We start from the raw sequence: 19,324 nt of genomic DNA, 5'->3' as shown, positions 1-19,324 counted from the left end.
CAGGGTGCTGACTCGTTCCGCGATCAGGCGCTTTGGGTCTCGCGAATATTGAAAACGCGGACGGGTTCGAAATGGCCTGCGCGCACATCGCCCAGGGCGACGGCTGTTCCGTTGCAGGTGGCGAGCGCGACCCGGTCTTCCTCGTCGGCCGGATTGCGGGCATCGCGCCAGGCCTCGAGAATGTGCGGCATCAGCATGATCGTGCGGCCCTGGCGCAGGCTGGCAGCATCGCCCGGGCTGACGGCCAGATCGGGAATGCCGGTGAGGACCGATTGCAGAGGCTTCAGCGCGGCGAGCAGGTCTGCCTTTTCAGTCATGCCCTGAAGGGCCTCAACCGAAATGGCGTCCGGCGCCGAGAAGGCGCCGACGCGCGTACGGCGCAGCTGGCTGATATAGCCTTCGCACTCAAGATCGAAGGCAAGGTCCCGGGCCATCGCGCGGACATAGAAGCCCTTTCCCGAGGTAACGTGCACAACCGTATGGTCGGCATCCGGCATGCCGATCACCTTGGCCGAATGGACCATGACTTCGCGGGATTTCAGCTCGAAATCCTCGCCTTCACGGGCAAGATCATAGGCGCGCTGCCCGTCGACCTTGATTGCGGAGAATTTGGGCGGGACCTGTTCGATGAGGCCGAGATAATTGGCGAGCACCGCCTCGACGGCTTCGCGGGTGGGGCGGGCGTCGGATGTGGCCGTGATTTCGCCTTCGGCGTCCTGGCTGGCGGTGGAGACGCCCCAGCGGATGGTGAAGACATATTCCTTCTCGGAATCCATCGCCCACTGGACCGTCTTGGTGGCCTCGCCAAAGGCAATCGGCAGGATGCCATCGGCCAGCGGGTCCAGCGTGCCGCCATGACCGACTTTCTCGGCATTGTAGAGGCGTTTCAGGATGGCGACCGCTTGCGTGGATGTCATTTCAACGGGTTTGAAGAGGTTGAGCCATCCGCTGACCGGATCACCCTTGCGTTTTCTTTGACGGGCCAAATTTTTTGTCTCCTGCGGACCCGTGGCGGTTCGAACGCCGACGATCCGTCTCTTGCGGGCATATTCAAAATGAAGGCGCGGCCTTAGGCCGGGCGGCGGCTGGCGTCAACCGCAGAGGTTCAGGATGCGCTCTTGAGCTGGGCGGCGGCTACCGCCTCTTCCTCATCGGCATCGAACAGGATTTCCGGGTCGTCTGATCCAGGCGCCAGTTCAGGCCGGGCAGGGGACCTTGCCGCGGGCTGGGCCGCCTTCGGAAGTTTCAGGTCGACAATATCGAGGTTGAGGTCGAATTCACCGACGGTTTCAGTGTCGCCCGTATCCATCTTGTGGCGGACAATGTCGCGGATCTTGATGAGCACGTCGCGATTGTCGTCGACAATGGGAATCTGCCGGGCATCGGATGTGCCGATGGTAAGGCGGTAATAGGGTTCGCGCCTGCGAATTTTCGCGGCGATCATGGCAGCGCGAATGCCGAGGAAGATGCCAAGCAGCAGAAGCACGCCAGCGATGAACAGGGCGACCGTGCTGGAGGGCTTGTTGGGCATCAGGCCCCACCAGGCGAGCGCAGCCAGCGCAAAGAAGAGATTGGCGACGCAAAGCGTGGCGTGCAGGCGCTGGCTCTGGCGGTTACGGGGCATGTCCCACGGCGCAAATTCCATGGATTCGACACACATGGTGGCGATGCGGCGAATGGCGATCGTGTCATCGCCCAACTGTAGCGATGCCGCCGATATTTCGCCGTGGCGGGCGCCTTCCATATCGAGTGTCTGGCGGTCCATGAGGCCCGTCCCCCTGTCACAAGTCCATTAACGGTCTCAACAGATGGCCGGGATGTCAAATGACAATGCGGATAAGACGCCTGTGAGGCGAAGCTCAGTCTTCGAGATCGCGTTTGACGCGCGGATCGGCCAGAAGACGGTCAATATGCGTGGCTTCGTCATAGGATTTGTCGGCGATGAAGTGCAGCTGTGGCGTGAACTTCATGTCGATCTCGCGGCCCAGTTTGCCGCGCAGGAAGGCGGCCGCCCGGGTGAGGGCCTCGGCGAGCTTGTCGCGGCCTTCCTGTGTGTCATCGCCCAGCGGCGTGACGAAGATATTGGCGTGGCGCAGGTCGGGTGAGCAGCGCACCTCGCCCACGGTGATGATGACACTGGCGAGATCGGGATCGCGAAGGTCTTCCCGCGTGAGGATGTCAGCGAGGGCGTGACGGATGATCTCGCCGGCGCGGAGCTGGCGCTGGGAGGGCATGCCGGCGGAGGCGGGTTTACGAGCCATCAATTAGGAGCCTTTTCCTGCAGGCGTGTGGTGAATGCGGCGCGGGACGCCTTGTCCTTGCCGAACCATGCGTCCGGAATGATCAGCGCATCCGCACCGTTAATAAGCACAGATACATGACTGCGCGATGTGCGGACTGCTTCAACACAGGCCCAATCTATCCGGGTTTCGATACCGCCGCGCTTTACAAGAATGGCTGCGTCATCAAGTGAAATGGCCGTTTCAAGCGTCATTTCAGTGCCCCGTCCGAATTTGTGCCGGTAGGACCAGCGGATGAAGATGAGATACCAGCTGATCCCGGCAAATGCCGCCACAAGCGCCGCAATGAACCATTGCCAGTATTCCGACAGCCCGGCCATGCGCATGGCTTCGCGTACCATGACAGACATGCTGGCCGAAATGACCGGCGCGGTAACCCCGGCATAATAGACGGCCGTGGGGCCGACCGAGCCGCCGCGCGTGAGACGGGTAAGGCGTCTCACATCTTTCTCCCGGAGGAGGCCGGATATGCGCAGCGGCTTTGTCATACTGCCTGTCTTTAGGCGAGCGTCCTTGCGATTTCCTCAACCTGGAAGCACTCGATCTTGTCGCCGACGCGGATGTCTTCATAGCGTTCGAAGGCCATGCCGCATTCCATGCCGCTGGAAACTTCGTTCACTTCATCCTTGAAGCGCTTGAGCGTTTTCAGCTTGCCTTCGTGGATCACGACATCGTCGCGCAGGAGGCGGACGCCGCAACCGCGGACGACCTTGCCCTCGGAGATGCGGCAACCAGCAACCTTGCCGGTCTTCGTGATGTTGAAGACTTCGAGAATGTCGGCGTAGCCGAGGAAGGTTTCGCGCTTCTCCGGCGCCAGCATGCCGGACAGCGTGGATTTCACGTCGTCGATCAGGTCGTAGATCACCGAATAATACCGGATTTCGACGCCTTCTTTTTCGGCCAGGTCACGGGCCTGCTTGTTGGCGCGGACGTTGAACGCAAAGATCGGCGCATTCGACGAGCGGGCGAGCAGGACGTCGCTTTCGGAGATACCGCCGACAGCGCCGTGGATGACGCGGGCGCGGACTTCTTCGGTCGAGATCTTGTCGAGCGACATGGAGATGGCTTCGACGGAGCCCTGAACATCGCCTTTGACGACGACAGGGAGTTCCGAGGTTTCCACCGTGCCGTCCTTGAGGCGGCTGAGCAGCTGGTCGAGCGAAGCACGCGCGGCGGCGCCTGCCTTACCGGAGACCTGACGCTTGTTGCGGACACGGTATTCCGTGATTTCGCGGGCGCGGGCTTCGGTATCGACCACAACGAAGGGTTCGCCCGGATCCGGGGCGCCATCAAGGCCAAGCACTTCAACGGGCAGCGACGGGCCGGCATCAGCGAGTTGCTGGCCGCGTTCGTCCGTAATGGCGCGAACCTTGCCCCATTGGGCGCCGGCCACGACGATATCACCGCGTTTCAGCGTGCCGCGATTGACCAGTATGGTTGCAACAGGGCCGCGGCCCTTGTCGAGCTGGCTTTCGATCACGACACCATCAGCGGCGCGGTCAGGGTTGGCAGCGAGTTCGAGCAGTTCTGCCTGAAGTGTAATCGCGTCAGTCAGCTCATCGAGACCGATGCGCGACTTGGCGGACACTTGAACAGCCTGCGTCGAGCCACCCATGGATTCAACCTGGATGTCATGCTGCAGGAGGTCGGTAAGGACCTTTTCCGGCTGCGCATCGTGCAGGTCGATCTTGTTGACGGCGATGATGAGCGGAACGCCGGCGGCCTTGGCGTGATTGATGGACTCAATCGTCTGCGGCATGACCGAGTCGTCAGCGGCGACGACAAGGATGGCAATGTCAGTCGCATTGGCGCCGCGTGCGCGCATGGCGGTAAAGGCAGAGTGGCCCGGCGTGTCGAGGAAGGTGATCTTCTGCCCGGACTTCAGCTGAACCTGGTAGGCGCCGATATGTTGCGTAATGCCGCCGGCTTCGCCTGCCACAACGTCGGTAGAGCGCAGGGCATCCAGAAGGGATGTCTTGCCGTGGTCGACATGGCCCATGATCGTGACGATCGGTGGGCGTGGCTTCATCAAGGCCGGATCATCGGCTTCGCCCTCAAGGCCGATTTCAACATCGGATTCGGCAACGCGCTTGACCGTGTGGCCAAATTCTTCGGCAATCAGTTCCGCCGTGTCGGCATCGATGATGTCATTGCCGCGCAGCATTTCGCCCTGGTTGATCATGAATTTGACGACGTCGGCGACGCGCTCGTTCATGCGGCCTGCGAGATCCTGCAGGGTGATGGTTTCCGGCAGTGTGACTTCGACGGAGACTTTCTCGCGCTGTTCGCCACCGCCGAAACGGCGTTCGCGTTCGCGATCACGGGCCCGCTTGAGCGAAGCAAGTGAGCGTTGGCGGTCAGCGTCGTCGCCGAGCGCAGAGGAAATAGTGAGCTTGCCACGGCGGCGTTCGCCACTGTCGCGGACTGTGCGGGCGGCAGCATCGCGCGAACGGTCGTTGCGATCGTCCTTGCCCTTCCCACGTTTGCCACGACTAGCGGCTTCTTCTGCCGTCGGTTCCGGAACGGACGCGTCAGCGGCAGCATCCTGTTTGGAACGGCCGCGGGCTGGCTTGGCGTCGGCTGTCACAGGTGCGTCAGCTGCTGCGGCGGCAGCGGCTTCCTCAGCCTTGCGCGCTTCTTCTTCAGCTTTACGACGGGCTTCGGCTTCTTCGCGCTCACGCGCTTCAGTAGCCTTGCGCTCCTGTTCGGTGCGGAGGCGATCCTGGGCCGCTTCGACCTGGATGTTTTCCTTGGCGCGGTTGGCTTCTTCAGCCTTGCGCGCCATAAGAACCTTCTGGCGCGTCTTCAGTTCCTCGACTGTGATGCCCAGCTTTTTCGCCGTAGCGATCAGGCGCGCTTCAAGCGTGTCTGTTTTCTTGGCGGGTGCGTTATCTGAAGGGGTGGGGCCTGAGCCGCCTGGGCCAACCGCCCGGCGCTTCTTGGTCTCAACCACAACCTGCTTCGAGCGACCATGACTAAAGCTTTGCTTCACCGTACCAGCAGATTTGCGGGCCACGGTGAGCGGCTTGCGGCCACCCTGATTATTACCTGTATCGTTCGTTTCGCTCATACGTCCTACATATCACAATTTGAACCGAAGCGCCCATGCGTCCCGGCAAGTTTTCAAGACCGATCCTGATCCTTGAACCAGTTCAATTCGGGGGCTTCGCGAAAGCCGGTCAACCGGCGATAGGCCAGAGTCCACGTCTTCGCAATGGCTCCCTTGCGGACGAGACCGTGTATCACACGCTCCCGGCCAAAAGCCATGCCCAATTCCGCCGAGGTGAGAGCCCCAGCGACGTTCACGCTGCTATATAATGCTTTCGCGAGAAAATACACCTTGTTGCGCCCATCTTCTGCACCATCGGACGCCTCAAGCAGGATTCCGTGGGTTCTGTTGCGCAGTGCGTCCTTCACCTGGTCGTAACCAAGGATCACGCCCCCCGCCTTCTTCGCCATGCCGAGCACACTCTGGCAACGTTTCAGCAGAAGGCCTTCGACCTGATCAACCAGGCCATCGGGCACTTTTACCTGCATTTTGAAACCACGCGCGAAGGCGCCTTTGGTTGCCGCCAGCTCGATTGTCTGGCGATCAGCCTTCACCCATACACCGCGGCCCGGAAGCTTTGAATTGATGTCAGGTGTGACGACCATGTCGGGCGATAGCACAAAGCGCACCATCTCCGTCTGCGCCAGACGCTCTCGCGTCACGGCGCACTGACGGACGGGGCCCTCCCCATCCGTCGTATCACCTGCAGTGCCGGCTAAGCGCGGATCACTCTTTCGGTGCGGCTTCGTCATCGCCGCCCTCCGCTGCCAGGGCGTCGAGATCAAACTCAAGCTCTTCAAGCGCGGCGTCTGCCGCATCTGCGCCGCCGAGATCGCCAAGGGCGAGCAGGGCGCGTTCTTCTTCGGTCAGGTCAGCCGTCGACGTTTCTTCAGGCTGCTGTGCAGCGATCAGCTGTTCGATGGCGTCCTGTTCGATCCAGCCAGCGATGACGCGGGCCTTCATGATGAACATCTGGGCGTCGTCCTTGCGCATTTCGCCCTTCTTCAGGATGCCCTCGACCCAGACAGGCTTGCCATCAGGACCGGGCTCACGGAAGCCGGTGATGTCGTCGGGCACGAGGCCAGCTACGTCTTCAACAGTCTTCACGCCCTCCTGGCCGAGTTTCACGGCGAAGGCTGGCGTCATGCTGTCGAGTTCCATGACTTCGTCTTCAACGCCGAGTTCACGACGCTTGGCGTCGTTTTCAGCGGCGAGGCGATCGAGGAATTCGCGGGCGCGTTCCTGCAGCTCTGCAGCGACGTCCTCATCGAAGCCTTCGATCTGGATGAAGTCTTCCGGTGCCACGAAGGCGATCTCTTCGACCGTCTCGAAGCCTTCGGACGCGAGCAGTTGGGCCAGCGTTTCGTCGGCATCAAGGGCCTTCATGAAGAGGTCTGTGCGCTCCTGGAATTCGCGCTGGTAGCGCTCGGAGTCGGCAGACTCTGTCACGAGGTCGATCTGCCAGCCGGTGAGCTGGGAGGCGAGGCGCACGTTCTGGCCGCGGCGACCAATGGCCAGCGGGAACTGGTCATCAGCGACGACGACTTCAACGCGGCGTTCCTCTTCGTCCAGCACCACTTTCGACACTTCGGCCGGCTGCAGGGCGTTCACGATGAAGGTCGCGTCGTCATAGTTCCACGGGATGATGTCGATTTTCTCGCCCGAGAGCTCGCCGACAACAGCCTGCACGCGCGCACCGCGCATACCGACACAGGCACCGACCGGATCGATCGAGCTATCGTTCGAGATAACGCCGATTTTCGCGCGGCTGCCCGGGTCGCGGGCGCAGGCACGGATATTGATAACGCCATCATACACTTCAGGTACTTCCTGAGCGAACAGCTTGACCATGAAGTCAGGCGCGGCGCGCGACAGGAAGATCTGCGGGCCCTTCACTTCGCGGCTGACCTTGTAGAGGTAGGCGCGGACGCGGTCGTTTGGCTGGAAGTTCTCGCGCGGGATACCGTCATTGCGGCGGATGATGCCCTCTGCGCGGCCCAGGTCGACGATGATGTGGCCATATTCGACGCGCTTGACGATGCCGTTGATGATCTCGCCGACACGGTCCTTGTATTCATTATACTGGCGCTCGCGCTCTGCATCGCGCACCTTCTGCATGATCACCTGTTTGGCAGTCTGCGCGGCGACACGGCCGAAATCGAAGGGCGGGAGCTCTTCCTTCAGTTCGCTGCCGACTTCCAGTTCGGAATCGATGCGCTTGGCTTCCGAGAGGCGCAGTTCCTTGGATTCGTCTTCAAGGTCAGCATCAGCGACGACTGTTTGAATGCGCCAGAGCGTCTGTTCGCCCGTTGTCGCGTCGATCTTCGCGCGGATGTCATGCTCCTGGCCGTACTTGGCCTTGGCGGCCTTTTCGATCGCCTCCTGCATGGCTTCGACGACGATGCGCTGGTCGATCGATTTTTCCTCTGCGACTGCCTTGGCAATCTGCAGGATTTCCAGCCTGTTGGCTGAAACGCCGATTGTGTTCATGTGACGTCTCCCGTCTTCTCGTTTGTATCTGTGTCGTCTTCGGTTTCGTCGATCTCGAATTCCTCAAGACCGTCTTCGTCCATTTGCGGCGGCAGGCTGCCGTCAGCGCGGGCAGCCTCAATCAGCGCGTCGGTGAGGACGAGTGAGGCGCGGCTCATCTCATTTACATGGGCAACCAGTTTGGTCTCATCGTCCAGTTCGATATGCGCGCCGTCTTCGTCTTCACCCGTGATCGTGCCGGTAAAGCGGCGCCGGCCATCAAGCGGGCGTGCCAGTTCGATCCTGACTTCATGTCCCACCCAGCGGCCGAAATCCCCGGGCCGGGTCAGTGGGCGGTCAATGCCGGGCGTCGAGACTTCCAGCACATAGGCTTCCTTGATCGGATCGGCTTCCTCGAACACAGGGCTGAGGGCCCGCGAGAGTTTGGCGCAATCCTCGACGCTGGTCGGGGCGCCGCCGGCCCGTTCGGTCATGATCTGCAGGCCTGGCCGACGTCCGCCCATGACGCGCAGACGTACGATCTCAAGCCCGAGCCGCTCGGCCACGGGGGCAGCGATCTCGAGAATACGGCGTTCCTGTTCGGTCAGGGCAATCATTGTATTAGGGCAAATCCAGGCAAAGAAAAACGGCGGCCCCGTTGCCGGAACCGCCGCCGATATTTTTCGACTTGGGCGCTATATAGAGCCGGATGTCAGGTATGTCGAGTGTATAGTCCAGTAACGGCCAGACAGCAAAGCGGCGGCCCTGTGGTCAGGACCGCCGCTGCAGATCGTCTATGAGGACGAAATGATGACTAGAGAATCTTCAGATCCACAGCTGAGGTCTTGCCGCGGCGTTCGTCCTTATAGAGTTCGTAGGAGATCGCCTGGTCTTCGGCCAGCGTCCGCAGGCCGGAGCGCTCAACAGCCGAAATATGGACGAAAACGTCCGTGCCGCCATCATCAGGCTTGATGAAGCCGAAGCCCTTCTGGTCGTTGAACCATTTCACTTTGCCAGTTGCCATTACTTAAATTCCTTCGCGTTTAGCCAAAACGTCCAGGAACCCTCATGAACCTGATCCGCCTATCGAAACGGGTAGGAAGAAAGTCATAGCCGCCGGTCTGACGGGGTCTTGATATTCAGACCGACCGAATTCGATGACCTTATGAAACACACAAGTGCGACATTTCGTCAAGTATATCCAGTTAGGGTTGCACACGGAAGTCGAACCAGACCGGTTTGCAGTCACCCAACTGCTTGGCTTCGTAACGGGTAGGCACATGGTCAGCAGGCGCCGAACGCCAGTCAGAAGCGCGCTCGGCCTGCCATTCGAAGCCGCCATGCGCTAGGAATCGGCCGAGCGCTTCGTCAGCATAGCTTGCGACATCGGTTGCAAAACGCACTCGGGCGCCGGGCGACAGGATGCGGTGCAATGATTGCAGGAAGCCGGGCTGGACAAGGCGCCGCTTCTGCTGACGCTTCTTGGGCCAGGGGTCAGGAAAAAGGATGAAGACCTGATCCACAGACGCATCGGTGAGGCTGTCGATGAGTGTGCGGGCATCTTCCATCCACAGCCGGACGTTGGCGAGGGAGTTGTCCTCAACGCCGACAAGCGCCTTGGCCATGCCTTCGATGAAGGGCTCGCAGCCGATGAAGCCTGTCTCAGGTGCGCGGCGGGCCTGTTCGATCAGGTGCTCTCCACCGCCGAAGCCTATCTCAAGGCAAACGGGCCCCGGCGTTGAAAATAGGGTGTGGGGGTCGAGCAGGCCCGGCGTGCCGACAGGAACGGTGAGGCGCGGCAACAGGCTGTCGATAAGCTCCTGCTGTCGGCCAGACAGCGGGCGGCCGCCCTTGCGCCCAAATGTGCGGATGGGGCGGGTGGAGGGATCTTGTGTGGGGGAGGTCATGATCCCCGCCTATTGCCCCAGCGTGCCGGGGCAATCAATCCTGTTGTTTGAACTCGAATGCAGAGGCTGCAGCGCGCACAGTGTTGAGCAGGGACTTGCGCAGCGACATGTCTTCTATCTTCTGGAATGCGGCAATGAGCTCAAGCATTTCCGAATTCATCACCGGGGCGTGAATGTCGTCGCCATCCTCGGCAAACTGAGCATTCTCATGCTCGACAAAATTTTCCGCACCTTCGTAAAAATACGTTATCGGAACACCGAGTACGGAGGCTATTTCGAAGAGCCTGCCGGCCGAAATACGGTTAACGCCCTTCTCGTATTTTTGGACTTGCTGGAAGGTGAGGCTCAAAAGTTCGCCGAGCTTTTCCTGTGTGAGTTTCAGCTCCCGCCGACGCCAGCGCACCCGCTGGCCTACCACTCGATCAATTCCGCTCGGTAGTTTGTTCTCTGACATATCCCACCCGGAGTGCTTAGCGCTTGTATTTTCATGACACTTTAACGCCGCCAGCTTGCGAAAGCTAGACCTGCGAATAGACAGATGCTCAGCCAGAAGAGAATTATGCCGATGCGGTGTTGGTAAATTGTCTCTTCCGCAGGCACCGGCAAACGGCCGCGACCGTAAGCGGCACTCCAGCCTTCGGGTGCGCTGGCATAGGGTGTCCCGCGCAAAACTTCGCGGCCATAGCCATCAACAATTCCTGACGCCCCACGGCTGGCAACGCGTGCCATGGGCAGGCCGGTCTCGATCGCGCGGTAGCGATTCTGTGCATAATGCTGTGCCGGGCCCATTCCGCCCCCGAACCATGCGTCGTTGGAAATCAGCACCAACCAGTCGGCTCGACCATTCAGGTTCGCGTTGCGCGGGATAGAGGGAAAGAGGCCTTCGTAGCAGATCATGGCAACAAAAGGCGGGACGTTGTCTGCATAGATCACGGCAGGGCCAGGGCCCGGCTTGAAACCATCCGTTGCCATGCGCTGCATGGCGCCGGGAAGGATACCGGAAATGTAGCGGCCGAATGGAATGACCTCGGCGGCGGCAAGTTCGCCAAAGGGGACAAGCCTGTGCTTGTCATAGAGTGCGAGGGGGCCGGAGCGCGCGGCGCTCTGGTCGATGACGGTCAGGCTGTTGAAATAATCGCGCGCGTCATCACCCGTTATTTCATAGCGCGTGGTCCCAGCTATGAGGACACGCGGCCCGAGGTAGGCATCGATGATGTCGATGGCGTTGGGGTCCTGCAGCAGGTTCACCGGGATAGCGCCTTCCGGCCAGAGGATGATGTCGCCCGGGGCGCCTTCCTCTGTCGTCATCATCTTGATGTATTCGTTGAGGATGGGGTCTGGCCCGACTTCCCATTTCTTGTCCTGTGGCACGCCGGAATCCATCAGCACGATTTGCGTGTCGGACAGCGGCGACGGCTCGGCAATCCGCTGCGCGCCCCATGCCCAGCCAAGGGCAACGAGTATGCCGGCGCCAAACACAGGCATCATGCGCACGGCGAGGCCGCGCATATCGCGGGTGTCTACCAATGCGGCGGGGGCGGCCATTACGAAGACAGTGAGAAGGGTGAGCCAGTAGACACCGCCGATGGACGCGGCCTGCGAAAGCGCGCCGCCGGGGACCCAGGTAGTGCCAGGCAGGTTCCAGGGGAAGCCGCCGAACAAATGCCCGCGTACAAATTCAGCTAGCGAGAAGAAAAGGGCAAAAACGAAAACCCGCGAGGGCGAGGCTGACCAGAAAGCGCCTGCCATGGCGCCCGCTGCGCCCCAGATCAGGGCCATGCCGGCAGGCAGCAGGATCAGTGGCATCCACAGAAAGATCGCGTATTTTTCGGGCTCGACGAGGAAGGGCGCCGCTGTCCAGTGCATGCTGATCAGGAAGAAGCCGACCCCAAAGGCCCAGGTCCGCAGGAACACGGCCCTGCCCCAGCGCCTGTGACCTCGGGCGCCATCCAGCATCCAGACGAGGCCAGTGAAGGAAATAACCAGTACGGCGCTGAAGTGAAAAGGTGCGAAGGCGACCGCCGAGAAAGCGCCCAGCAGGAAGGCTGTGCCGGCGGCGGCCCAGCCCGTCAGGCGCGCGAACGCCTCATGCAGGGGGCCAAGGGCGGTGAACCCGTGGCTGCGCACTCCGTCTTTCATACTCTACTCCTGGGGAATTGGCTCTGCGCCAGTCTCCGGTGTGCGCAGGCGAAGGCGCCGTATGCGGCGCGCGTCTGCATCCATGACCTCGATTTCGACGCCGCTGGGGTGGCGCAGGACTTCACCACGGACAGGTACCTTGCCCGCAAGCGCGAAGACAACACCGCCAAGCGTGTCGATGTCCGTTTCCATGTCGGCGAGTTCAAGATCAATTCCGGTTTCCTCTGCGAAATCGTCGATTTCGGTGCGTGCATCGGCTTCCCAGACCCGCTGGCTCCGGCGCACGAACATGGGCTCCTCATCGTCGTGTTCGTCTTCTATGTCACCGACGATTTCTTCGACCAGGTCTTCAAGGGACACTAGGCCATCTGTGCCGCCGTATTCATCGACGACAAGACCAAGATGTATCCGCGTTGATTGCATCTTCACAAGCAGATCTGTCAGCTTCATCGAAGGCGGGACATAGAGCACTTCGCGGTGCAGGCGCTCAAGCGGCCGCTTGTTGATTTCGCCGCCTGTGGCGAGTTCCTTCACAACATCCTTGATGTGGACAAAGCCGATCGGATCATCGAGCGACTCCCGGAAGACGGGCAGTCGTGAGTGGGTCACTTCGGCGAAATACTTCAGAAGATCGGGAAACTCAGTGCCGACTTCAACAGCTTTTACTTCCGCGCGCGCCACCATGACGTCTTCAACGCGGAGCTGCTCGAACTCGACGATGCGCAGCCGCATGTCGTGGGGGGTGACGGTCGGCGCACCATCAACGGCGTCGGACGGCTGATGTTCGGCATCGTGTCCCTTGCGGCCAAAGCCGAACATCTTGCGTAATCGCCCGCTAGGGACAGGGTCTGAAGGGTCTGGGTCGCTCATCTAATTAGGTGCTTTAATCTGACTCATAGGGATTGGCTATGCCGAGTGAGGCAAGGGCCGCGATTTCCAGGGCTTCCATGATCTCGGCTTCGTCCGGCTGCATGTGATCATGCCCGAGCAGGTGGAGATAGCCATGGACAAGGAGGTGGGTGAGGTGGTCTGCGAGTGTTTTGCCCTGTGCGGCGGCATCGCGTGTGCTGATGCCATATCCGACGGCAATATCGCCGAGAAGCGGGCGATCCATCGGCAGGGCCGGGAAGGACAGGACGTCGGTCACCTTGTCGATGCCGCGGAAGTCCTTGTTGAGCTGTTGGAGCACAGCGTCGTCAGTCAGGAGAAGCGACACGGTGCCGTCAGCCCGTTCCACGCTGCGCCCGGCATCGAAGGCGCGCTGGCTCAGGGCTTCGAGGTTTCCGAGGGCGTCCCAGCCGTCATCTTCAACGATCAGGTCGATATCGATCATTGTGTGGGTCAGCCCTCTCCGGCGGCCGCGTAGGCATCGATGATGCGGCTGACGAGCCCGTGGCGGACAACGTCTGCAGCCGTGAGGTAATGCGCCTGAATGCCATCGACGCCTTCAAGAATGCGCAGGGCGTGTTTCATCCCGGATGGCTGGCTGCCCGGAAGGTCGACTTGTCCGGGATCGCCCGTCACCACCATGCGGCTGTCGCGGCCAAGGCGGGTCAGCACCATTTTCATCTGGGCGACGGACGTGTTCTGTGCCTCATCGACGATGACGAACGCATTCTTGAGCGTACGGCCGCGCATGAAGGCGAGTGGAGCAACCTCGATTTCACCGCGCGCCATGCGCCGTTCCATTTGCTCCTGTCCCATAAGGTCGCGCAGGGCGTCCCAGATCGGCAGCATGTAGGGGTCGACTTTTTCCTCAAGCGTACCCGGCAGGAAGCCGAGCTTCTCGCCCGCCTCAACGGCCGGGCGGGTTACGATCAGGCGCTGGCGCAGGCCCGTGGTGAGTTCTGCAACGCCTGCCGCGACGGCGAGGAATGTCTTGCCTGTGCCGGCCGGGCCGACGCCAAAGACGAGGGCATTGTCAGCATTTGCAAGCAGTTCGAGGTACTTGGCCTGACCGCGTGTCTGGGGCTTGATTGGCTTTTTAAGGCCGACCAATCCTCCAAATGTCTGGGCAGGGGTGAGGGCTGCTTCGAGGGCGCCTTCGACTTCCATGTCATTGGCCTCCGTGCCGCTGCGGATGCGGCGTTCGAGTTCGGCCAGCGTCGCCTCCGCGATGGAAACCCCTTCTGCGGTGCCGATCAGCAGGATCCCGCCGCCCTGGCTTTCGGCGCGCAGGCCGAAATCGGCCAGCTTGGTCTCAAGTATCTGGAGATGGCGATGGTGCGGGCCGCACAGGTCCCGCAGCCGCTCGGCATTGCGGACTTCGTAGATGCGGCTGATCGGTGCCTCGGGCGAGGCGGGCTTACGGCGCTTGACGGTCACGCGGCGTCCTCTCGGACCGATAAGCATTCGCCGGTCAGTGAATTCATGCTGGAATCGATCATGCGCACAGAGGCGATCTGGCCGATCATGCTTTCCGGTCCTTCGAAGTGGACGGCCTGCTGATAGGGCGAGCGGCCATGGATCTGGCCCGGGCGTCGTCCCTTGCCGGTGACAAGTACGTCCATTGTCCGACCGATACATGAGGCATTGAAGGCCGTTTGCTGGTCACGCAGCAGGGATTGAAGGGCCTGCAAGCGGGCATCCTTCACGTCTTCCGGCACCTGGCCGAACATCTCGGCGGCCGGCGTGCCGGGGCGCTTGGAGTATTTGAATGAATAGGCCGTGGCGAAGCCTGTCTGTCGGATGAGGTCCATCGTTGCTTCGAAATCGTCATCGGTCTCGCCCGGAAAACCGACGATGAAATCGGAGGCGAGGCCTATGTCCGGCCGGGCCGCGCGTACTTTGCGTATGATCTCGTGGAAATCGGCTGCTGTGTGGCCACGGTTCATGGCCTTGAGAATGCGATCGGAGCCGGACTGCACGGGCAGGTGCAGGAAAGGCATCATGGCGGACGTGTCGCCGTGGGCAGCGATCAGGTCGTCATCCATATCGCGCGGGTGGCTTGTTGAGTAACGGATGCGGTCAATGCCGCCGATCTTGGCAATGTGGCGGCAAAGCTGGCCAAGCGTCCAGTCAGCCACGCCTTCAAGGACAGGAGCTGCGCCGTGGAAGGCGTTCACGTTCTGGCCGAGAAGGGTGATTTCGCGAACGCCCTGCGCCGCAAGGCCGCGCGCCTCGGCAACGATATCATCGACACTGCGCGAGAGCTCGGCGCCGCGTGTGTAGGGCACGACACAGAACGTGCAGAACTTGTCGCAGCCTTCCTGCACCGAGAGGAAAGCGGCGGGACCATCCACTTCACGGGCTTTCGGCAGGGCGTCGAACTTTTCGAGCGTCTCGAACTCGGTTTCCAGGCGGTCACCAACGGCGCGGCTGACGCGGGCGATCATTTCCGGCAGCTTGTGATAGGCCTGTGGGCCCAGCACGAGGTCAACTGCCGGCTGGCGGCGGATAAGCTCTTCGCCTTCGGCCTGGGCGACGCAACCTGCTACGGCAATCGTCATCCGGCCGCCGGAGGCCTCTTTCATCTTCTTCAGCTGGCCAAGTTCGGAATAGACCTTTTCGGTCGCCTTTTCGCGGATGTGGCAGGTGTTGAGGACGACAAGGTCGGCGTCTTCGGGCCCATCAACCGGCGCATAGCCGAGGGGGCGCAAGACATCACGCATGCGTTCGGAATCATATACGTTCATCTGGCAGCCATAGGTCCGGATAAAGAGACCTTTGGCGGGCTTTGCGGTGTCGGTTGAATTCATCCGCGGGCTTATGCCTCAAAAGCGCCCGTTCTGCCAGAACCTTGTGCGGCTGTTGGGGAATGGCAGTTGGGCCCGGTTGGCAAAGTGACTAAAGCTTCACATGAGGGCAAACGTGGCTAGGGTGGCGCCAGTTTAATCAAACAGGGAGGCCGGGGAGGCCCATGGAAAATCTGATTCACTCGCTCAACGGGCTGGTATGGGGCATTCCGATGCTGACCCTGCTGCTCGGAACAGGTCTGTATCTGACGATCGGCCTGCGTTTCCTGTCGGTGACGCGGCTACCTTACGCCTTCAAACAGCTGTTCAAGAAGCCCGACAGCAATGACGAAGGTGATGTGACCCCGTTCGGCGCCCTGATGACGGCGCTGTCGTCCACAATCGGCACCGGCAATATTGCCGGCGTTGCCGCGGCCATCGCCATTGGCGGCCCGGGCGCGGTATTCTGGATGTGGATGACGGCCATTGTCGGCACGGCGACCAAGTATTCCGAAGGCGTGCTGGCCGTGAAATTCCGGGAAATTGATGCAGAGGGGCGCCATGTCGGCGGGCCGATGTATTACATCAAGAACGGTATGGGTTCGAAGTGGATCTGGCTGGGCGGCGTATTTGCCACCCTTGGTGTTCTCGCAAGCTGGGGCACGGGCGCATCGATCCAGTCGAACTCCATCGCTGATGCCCTCAATTCCACTTATGGCATCACCCCTATCATCTCTGCCGTCGCCCTGTCGGTCGGCGCTGCGGCGGTTATTCTCGGTGGTATCCAGCGGATTGCCAGCGTTGCCAGTAAGCTGGTGCCCATTATGGCCTTATCCTATCTGGCCGGTGGTCTGCTGGTCGTTGCGCTGAATATTGAAGCCGTTCCGGCTGCTTTTGGTCAAATATTCCGGGGTGCATTCGGGTTTGACAGTGCTGGCACCGGTATTTCGATCGGCCTCCTGATGCTGGCGATGCAGAAAGGTGTTGCCCGGGGTATTTTCTCCAACGAAGCAGGCCAGGGGTCTGCGCCGATCGCGCATGCTGCGGCCAAGAACCATGATCCTGTCGATCAGGGCATTATCGCGATGCTGGGTACGATCATCGATACGCTGATCGTTTGCTCGATTACGGCGCTGGTTATCCTGACCTCCGGTGTTCTGGGTGTGGATTGCATGCCGACGGCTGCAACCGCCCATGACATCCTGGCCAATGGACAGGCCGCCGGCTGTGATACAGGTGCGCCGCTGACCGTGGCGGCCTTTGATGCCTCCTTGCCGGGGATTGGCCAGCACATCGTTGCCATCGGGCTCACCGTGTTCGGTTTCACGACCATTCTCGGCTGGAGCTATTATGGTGAGCGCTGCTGCGAATACCTGTTCGGCGAAAAGTCGATCCTTCCGTTTCGTATCAGCTGGATTATCGTCGTGTTCTTCGGCGCTGCCGCGCTGATGTTCGAAGGCGAAGTCAAGAACCTTGTGAACCTTTTCTGGCTCGTGGCGGACACTTTGACAGGGATGATGGCTGCGCCGAACCTTGTCGCGCTGGTTGTTCTGAGCCCGATCGTGTTCAAGCTGACAAAGGATTATTTCGCGGCGAAGAAGAATGCGGCTGACGAGGATTCTGCAATCCCGCCAGCAGAATAGGCCGAATCTTCGAGGCAAGTCAGGCCCCGCTCCCGTTCGCCGGGGGCGGGGCTTTTTCTTGCGCGGCATGTCCAAACTCTCGCCTCAGGTGAATAGGAGGGTTCCGTGAGAGGAGGATTTCTGGCTTAATATGCCATGACGTGTGGGGACACAGACGATGATACGCAAATTCGCTCTTAGCTTGTTGGCCGCCATGACCTGCCTGTCAGGTCTTGCCATCGCTCAGCCGCGCATCGCGTTGGTGATCGGCAATTCCGACTATCGCCAGTCAGGCTGGGACCTGCCCAATCCGGCCAAGGACGCCGATCTGATTTCGCAGACATTGCAGCAGATCGGCTTTGAAGTGGTGGAAGTGAAGAATGCCACGGAAGACGAAATGGAAGTCGCCTTCCAGGATTATGGCGAGCGCCTGAAAGCGGCCGGGACCGACGCGATCGGTGTGTTTTATTATGCGGGTCATGGGGTTCAGTCGGAGGGGCTGAACTATCTGGTCCCTGTCGACGCCAATGCGCGCACCGAGCAGGACCTCTGGCGGCAGGCGCCACGCCTCGGCGATGCCCTGCAATACATAAACAGCGCGGGCAATTCGGTGAATTTCGTCATCCTCGACGCCTGCCGCAATAACCCGCTGCCCAGCGCGACCAGGGACCTCTCAGGCGGCCTCGCGCCTGTCGGACGCGCACGAGGACTGTTGATCGCCTATGCGACGGAGCCGGGCTTTACAGCCTTTGATGGGGAAAACCAGCATAGCCCCTTTACCGAAGCTCTGGCGGCCGTGCTGCCGACGGATGGGCTGATTGCGGAACAGGTCTTCAAGCGTGTTGCCGACCGTGTGAGCACCGCAACGGAGGGCGCCCAGACCCCGTTCTACAATAGCGGCCTGACGGGCGAGGACATCTGTTTTGCCCAATGCATGGCAGGTACCGGCATCTCCAGCGCCGAGCAGACCGTGTTCGACCTCGCTCAAAGCCCCTGCGAATACGCCGCTTTCCTTGACCAATATCCAGCAAGTCCACTGGCCGCGCTCGCCCGTGAGCGGGCCGCAACCTGCAATGCAACCGACGGAATCGATGGACGGGACCTGGCTGAAAGTACGCCTGGTGCGCCGGTTTACACGCCCACAGTCGTTGCCAGCGGATCTGACATAAGCGCGTCGCTCGCCTGTATCGCGGATCATGCCAAGGCGGATATGTGCAAGCCGGATGACTGGAGCAGCGTCTACGAGGACTGCAAGACCTATGAACATGCCCTGCTGGATGATGGCGGGCTGTCGCGGACGGTGAGTGAGGGCATGTGTACGGCCAAGGGCTGGCCGGCGATCATGAAGCGTTACACATGGGAAGCGCAGAACGAGGCGGCTTTCGCCCAGAAATATGCGGCACAGCCAAATGACTTCCGCTCATCCATCACCTGCCTTGATGCCTATGCCCGCACCGATCGCTGTACTGACCGGCGCTGGAGCGAAATATACGGAACGTGCCGGACTTATGATCATGAGCGGCTGAATGACGGCGTGCTGCAGGCGGCGGTAAAAGCGGGTCAATGTTCCGGGAAAGACTGGGGAACGCTGCAGATCCGGCTGGGCGCCGTGAGTGGGCTGCTCGAGCAGAAGTCGGTCGTTCCCTATGTGCAGGAGCAGATGAAGTCGAAACTGCCTTATCAGCAGGAACAGCAGCAGCAGGCCCCGCTGCCAGAGCTGGATATGGGGAAATCTTATATCCAGAAAAAGAAAAACTGAGGCACGGCGGCGCGCCCCGGCGTGCCCGAAAGAATGCCCGTAAAAACCCCGGATACTGCCCGGATAGTCTACGGAACAGCCCGAATCTTGGCCCAGAATGAGAAAAACCCCGGCCATAAGGCCGGGGCAATCCCACTCTACGCATCATAGAAGACCCGTCGGTCTTACATGAAGCCTTTGAATTTGTCCTTGAAGCGCGACACGCGGCCACCGCGGTCGAGCATCTTGCCGTCGCCGCCAGTCCACGCCGGATGCGACTTGGAGTCAATATCCAGAACCAGCTTGTCGCCTTCGGCGCCATAGGTGGAACGGGTCTGATATTCGGTGCCATCGGTCATCACAACGGTAACGAAGTGATAATCGGGATGCCCTTCTTTAATGGGATGGTCCGCCCCGTCTCCTCAC

19 protein-coding genes are annotated in these 19,324 nt (G+C 60.7%); 2 read left to right on the top strand and 17 right to left on the bottom strand.

The features are described from left to right. Window positions 1-23: 23 nt before the first annotated feature. The 16 genes from truB to miaB all read right to left on the bottom strand — a co-directional run bounded on the left by truB (window position 24) and on the right by miaB (window position 15,562). Window positions 24-986 carry a tRNA pseudouridine(55) synthase TruB gene (truB, locus tag HOC_RS14420; protein ID WP_035539807.1) on the bottom strand — a complete coding sequence of 321 codons (963 nt, stop codon included), beginning with the start codon at window positions 984-986 and terminating at the stop codon, window positions 24-26. A gap of 119 nt (window positions 987-1,105) precedes the next feature. Then, window positions 1,106-1,765: a hypothetical protein gene (locus HOC_RS14415; protein ID WP_035539805.1), complete on the bottom strand. Its 660-nt coding sequence runs from the start codon at window positions 1,763-1,765 to the stop codon at window positions 1,106-1,108. Window positions 1,766-1,859: 94 nt separating this feature from the next. Then, the gene (rbfA, locus tag HOC_RS14410) at window positions 1,860-2,261 is read right to left on the bottom strand and encodes a 30S ribosome-binding factor RbfA (RefSeq protein WP_035539802.1); all 402 of its coding nucleotides are present in this window, start codon (window positions 2,259-2,261) and stop codon (window positions 1,860-1,862) included. After that, window positions 2,261-2,743: a YcxB family protein gene (locus HOC_RS14405; protein WP_162174860.1), complete on the bottom strand. Its 483-nt coding sequence runs from the start codon at window positions 2,741-2,743 to the stop codon at window positions 2,261-2,263. Before HOC_RS14405 ends, rbfA begins: the two co-directional genes overlap by 1 nt. 56 nt (window positions 2,744-2,799) lie before the next feature. After that, window positions 2,800-5,370 (bottom strand): translation initiation factor IF-2, encoded by a 2,571-nt coding sequence (infB, locus tag HOC_RS14400; RefSeq protein ID WP_035539798.1) that lies wholly within the window; start codon window positions 5,368-5,370, stop codon window positions 2,800-2,802. Window positions 5,371-5,423: 53 nt separating this feature from the next. Next, on the bottom strand, window positions 5,424-6,101 hold the full coding sequence (locus HOC_RS14395) for an RNA-binding protein (RefSeq protein WP_035539795.1): 678 nt from the start codon (window positions 6,099-6,101) through the stop codon (window positions 5,424-5,426). Further along, window positions 6,076-7,839 (bottom strand): transcription termination factor NusA, encoded by a 1,764-nt coding sequence (gene nusA / locus HOC_RS14390; protein WP_035539794.1) that lies wholly within the window; start codon window positions 7,837-7,839, stop codon window positions 6,076-6,078. Before nusA ends, HOC_RS14395 begins: the two co-directional genes overlap by 26 nt. Further along, window positions 7,836-8,435 carry a ribosome maturation factor RimP gene (gene rimP, locus HOC_RS14385; RefSeq protein ID WP_035539790.1) on the bottom strand — a complete coding sequence of 200 codons (600 nt, stop codon included), beginning with the start codon at window positions 8,433-8,435 and terminating at the stop codon, window positions 7,836-7,838. The genes nusA and rimP overlap by 4 nt, the downstream gene beginning before the upstream one ends. Before the next feature lie 197 nt (window positions 8,436-8,632). Then, window positions 8,633-8,842: a cold-shock protein gene (locus HOC_RS14380; protein ID WP_034736399.1), complete on the bottom strand. Its 210-nt coding sequence runs from the start codon at window positions 8,840-8,842 to the stop codon at window positions 8,633-8,635. Window positions 8,843-9,023: 181 nt separating this feature from the next. Then, complete coding sequence (gene trmB, locus HOC_RS14375) at window positions 9,024-9,725, bottom strand: tRNA (guanosine(46)-N7)-methyltransferase TrmB (protein WP_035539788.1); 702 nt, start codon at window positions 9,723-9,725, stop codon at window positions 9,024-9,026. 34 nt (window positions 9,726-9,759) lie between these two features. Further along, on the bottom strand, window positions 9,760-10,179 hold the full coding sequence (locus HOC_RS14370) for a helix-turn-helix domain-containing protein (protein ID WP_035539786.1): 420 nt from the start codon (window positions 10,177-10,179) through the stop codon (window positions 9,760-9,762). Between the two features lie 41 nt (window positions 10,180-10,220). Beyond that, entirely contained in the window at window positions 10,221-11,864 is a 1,644-nt protein-coding gene (gene lnt / locus HOC_RS14365; RefSeq protein WP_035539783.1) for an apolipoprotein N-acyltransferase, read from the bottom strand. Window positions 11,865-11,867: 3 nt separating this feature from the next. Continuing rightward, window positions 11,868-12,734, bottom strand: coding sequence for a transporter associated domain-containing protein (locus tag HOC_RS14360; RefSeq protein ID WP_035539782.1), 867 nt, complete (start codon window positions 12,732-12,734; stop codon window positions 11,868-11,870). A gap of 13 nt (window positions 12,735-12,747) precedes the next feature. Beyond that, window positions 12,748-13,197: an rRNA maturation RNase YbeY gene (ybeY, locus tag HOC_RS14355; protein ID WP_035539781.1), complete on the bottom strand. Its 450-nt coding sequence runs from the start codon at window positions 13,195-13,197 to the stop codon at window positions 12,748-12,750. Window positions 13,198-13,205: 8 nt separating this feature from the next. Beyond that, on the bottom strand, window positions 13,206-14,147 hold the full coding sequence (locus HOC_RS14350; protein WP_035539884.1) for a PhoH family protein: 942 nt from the start codon (window positions 14,145-14,147) through the stop codon (window positions 13,206-13,208). Window positions 14,148-14,185: 38 nt separating this feature from the next. After that, window positions 14,186-15,562, bottom strand: a complete 1,377-nt coding sequence (gene miaB / locus HOC_RS14345) for a tRNA (N6-isopentenyl adenosine(37)-C2)-methylthiotransferase MiaB (protein ID WP_035539779.1) — start codon at window positions 15,560-15,562, stop codon at window positions 14,186-14,188. Between the two features lie 161 nt (window positions 15,563-15,723). On the opposite strand from miaB, the gene HOC_RS14340 reads away from it, so the two are divergent. Beyond that, window positions 15,724-17,181 carry an alanine/glycine:cation symporter family protein gene (locus HOC_RS14340; protein WP_035539777.1) on the top strand — a complete coding sequence of 486 codons (1,458 nt, stop codon included), beginning with the start codon at window positions 15,724-15,726 and terminating at the stop codon, window positions 17,179-17,181. 157 nt (window positions 17,182-17,338) lie between these two features. After that, complete coding sequence (locus HOC_RS21385; protein WP_051624922.1) at window positions 17,339-18,919, top strand: caspase family protein; 1,581 nt, start codon at window positions 17,339-17,341, stop codon at window positions 18,917-18,919. Between the two features lie 164 nt (window positions 18,920-19,083). On the opposite strand, the gene rpmE is transcribed toward HOC_RS21385, so the two are convergent. Next, the gene (gene rpmE / locus HOC_RS14330) at window positions 19,084-19,299 is read right to left on the bottom strand and encodes a 50S ribosomal protein L31 (RefSeq protein WP_035539774.1); all 216 of its coding nucleotides are present in this window, start codon (window positions 19,297-19,299) and stop codon (window positions 19,084-19,086) included. Between the last annotated feature and the right edge of the window lie 25 nt (window positions 19,300-19,324).

It is taken from the genome of Hyphomonas oceanitis SCH89, from assembly GCF_000685295.1.
GTDB classification, from domain to species: Bacteria; Pseudomonadota; Alphaproteobacteria; order Caulobacterales; family Hyphomonadaceae; genus Hyphomonas; species Hyphomonas oceanitis.
This window is presented reverse-complemented; position numbering and strand designations above follow the sequence as displayed.

Excerpts from the sequence above, each read along its gene's own strand:
- HOC_RS14415 (WP_035539805.1), bottom strand. The coding sequence starts at position 1,765 with ATGGACCGCCAGACACTCGATATGGAAGGCGCCCGCCACGGCGAAATA.
- rbfA (WP_035539802.1), bottom strand. The coding sequence starts at position 2,261 with ATGGCTCGTAAACCCGCCTCCGCCGGCATGCCCTCCCAGCGCCAGCTC.
- infB (WP_035539798.1), bottom strand. The coding sequence starts at position 5,370 with ATGAGCGAAACGAACGATACAGGTAATAATCAGGGTGGCCGCAAGCCG.
- HOC_RS14395 (WP_035539795.1), bottom strand. The coding sequence starts at position 6,101 with ATGACGAAGCCGCACCGAAAGAGTGATCCGCGCTTAGCCGGCACTGCA.
- nusA (WP_035539794.1), bottom strand. The coding sequence starts at position 7,839 with ATGAACACAATCGGCGTTTCAGCCAACAGGCTGGAAATCCTGCAGATT.
- rimP (WP_035539790.1), bottom strand. The coding sequence starts at position 8,435 with ATGATTGCCCTGACCGAACAGGAACGCCGTATTCTCGAGATCGCTGCC.
- HOC_RS14380 (WP_034736399.1), bottom strand. The coding sequence starts at position 8,842 with ATGGCAACTGGCAAAGTGAAATGGTTCAACGACCAGAAGGGCTTCGGC.
- trmB (WP_035539788.1), bottom strand. The coding sequence starts at position 9,725 with ATGACCTCCCCCACACAAGATCCCTCCACCCGCCCCATCCGCACATTT.
- HOC_RS14370 (WP_035539786.1), bottom strand. The coding sequence starts at position 10,179 with ATGTCAGAGAACAAACTACCGAGCGGAATTGATCGAGTGGTAGGCCAG.
- lnt (WP_035539783.1), bottom strand. The coding sequence starts at position 11,864 with ATGAAAGACGGAGTGCGCAGCCACGGGTTCACCGCCCTTGGCCCCCTG.
- HOC_RS14360 (WP_035539782.1), bottom strand. The coding sequence starts at position 12,734 with ATGAGCGACCCAGACCCTTCAGACCCTGTCCCTAGCGGGCGATTACGC.
- ybeY (WP_035539781.1), bottom strand. The coding sequence starts at position 13,197 with ATGATCGATATCGACCTGATCGTTGAAGATGACGGCTGGGACGCCCTC.
- miaB (WP_035539779.1), bottom strand. The coding sequence starts at position 15,562 with ATGAATTCAACCGACACCGCAAAGCCCGCCAAAGGTCTCTTTATCCGG.
- HOC_RS14340 (WP_035539777.1), top strand. The coding sequence starts at position 15,724 with ATGGAAAATCTGATTCACTCGCTCAACGGGCTGGTATGGGGCATTCCG.
- HOC_RS21385 (WP_051624922.1), top strand. The coding sequence starts at position 17,339 with ATGATACGCAAATTCGCTCTTAGCTTGTTGGCCGCCATGACCTGCCTG.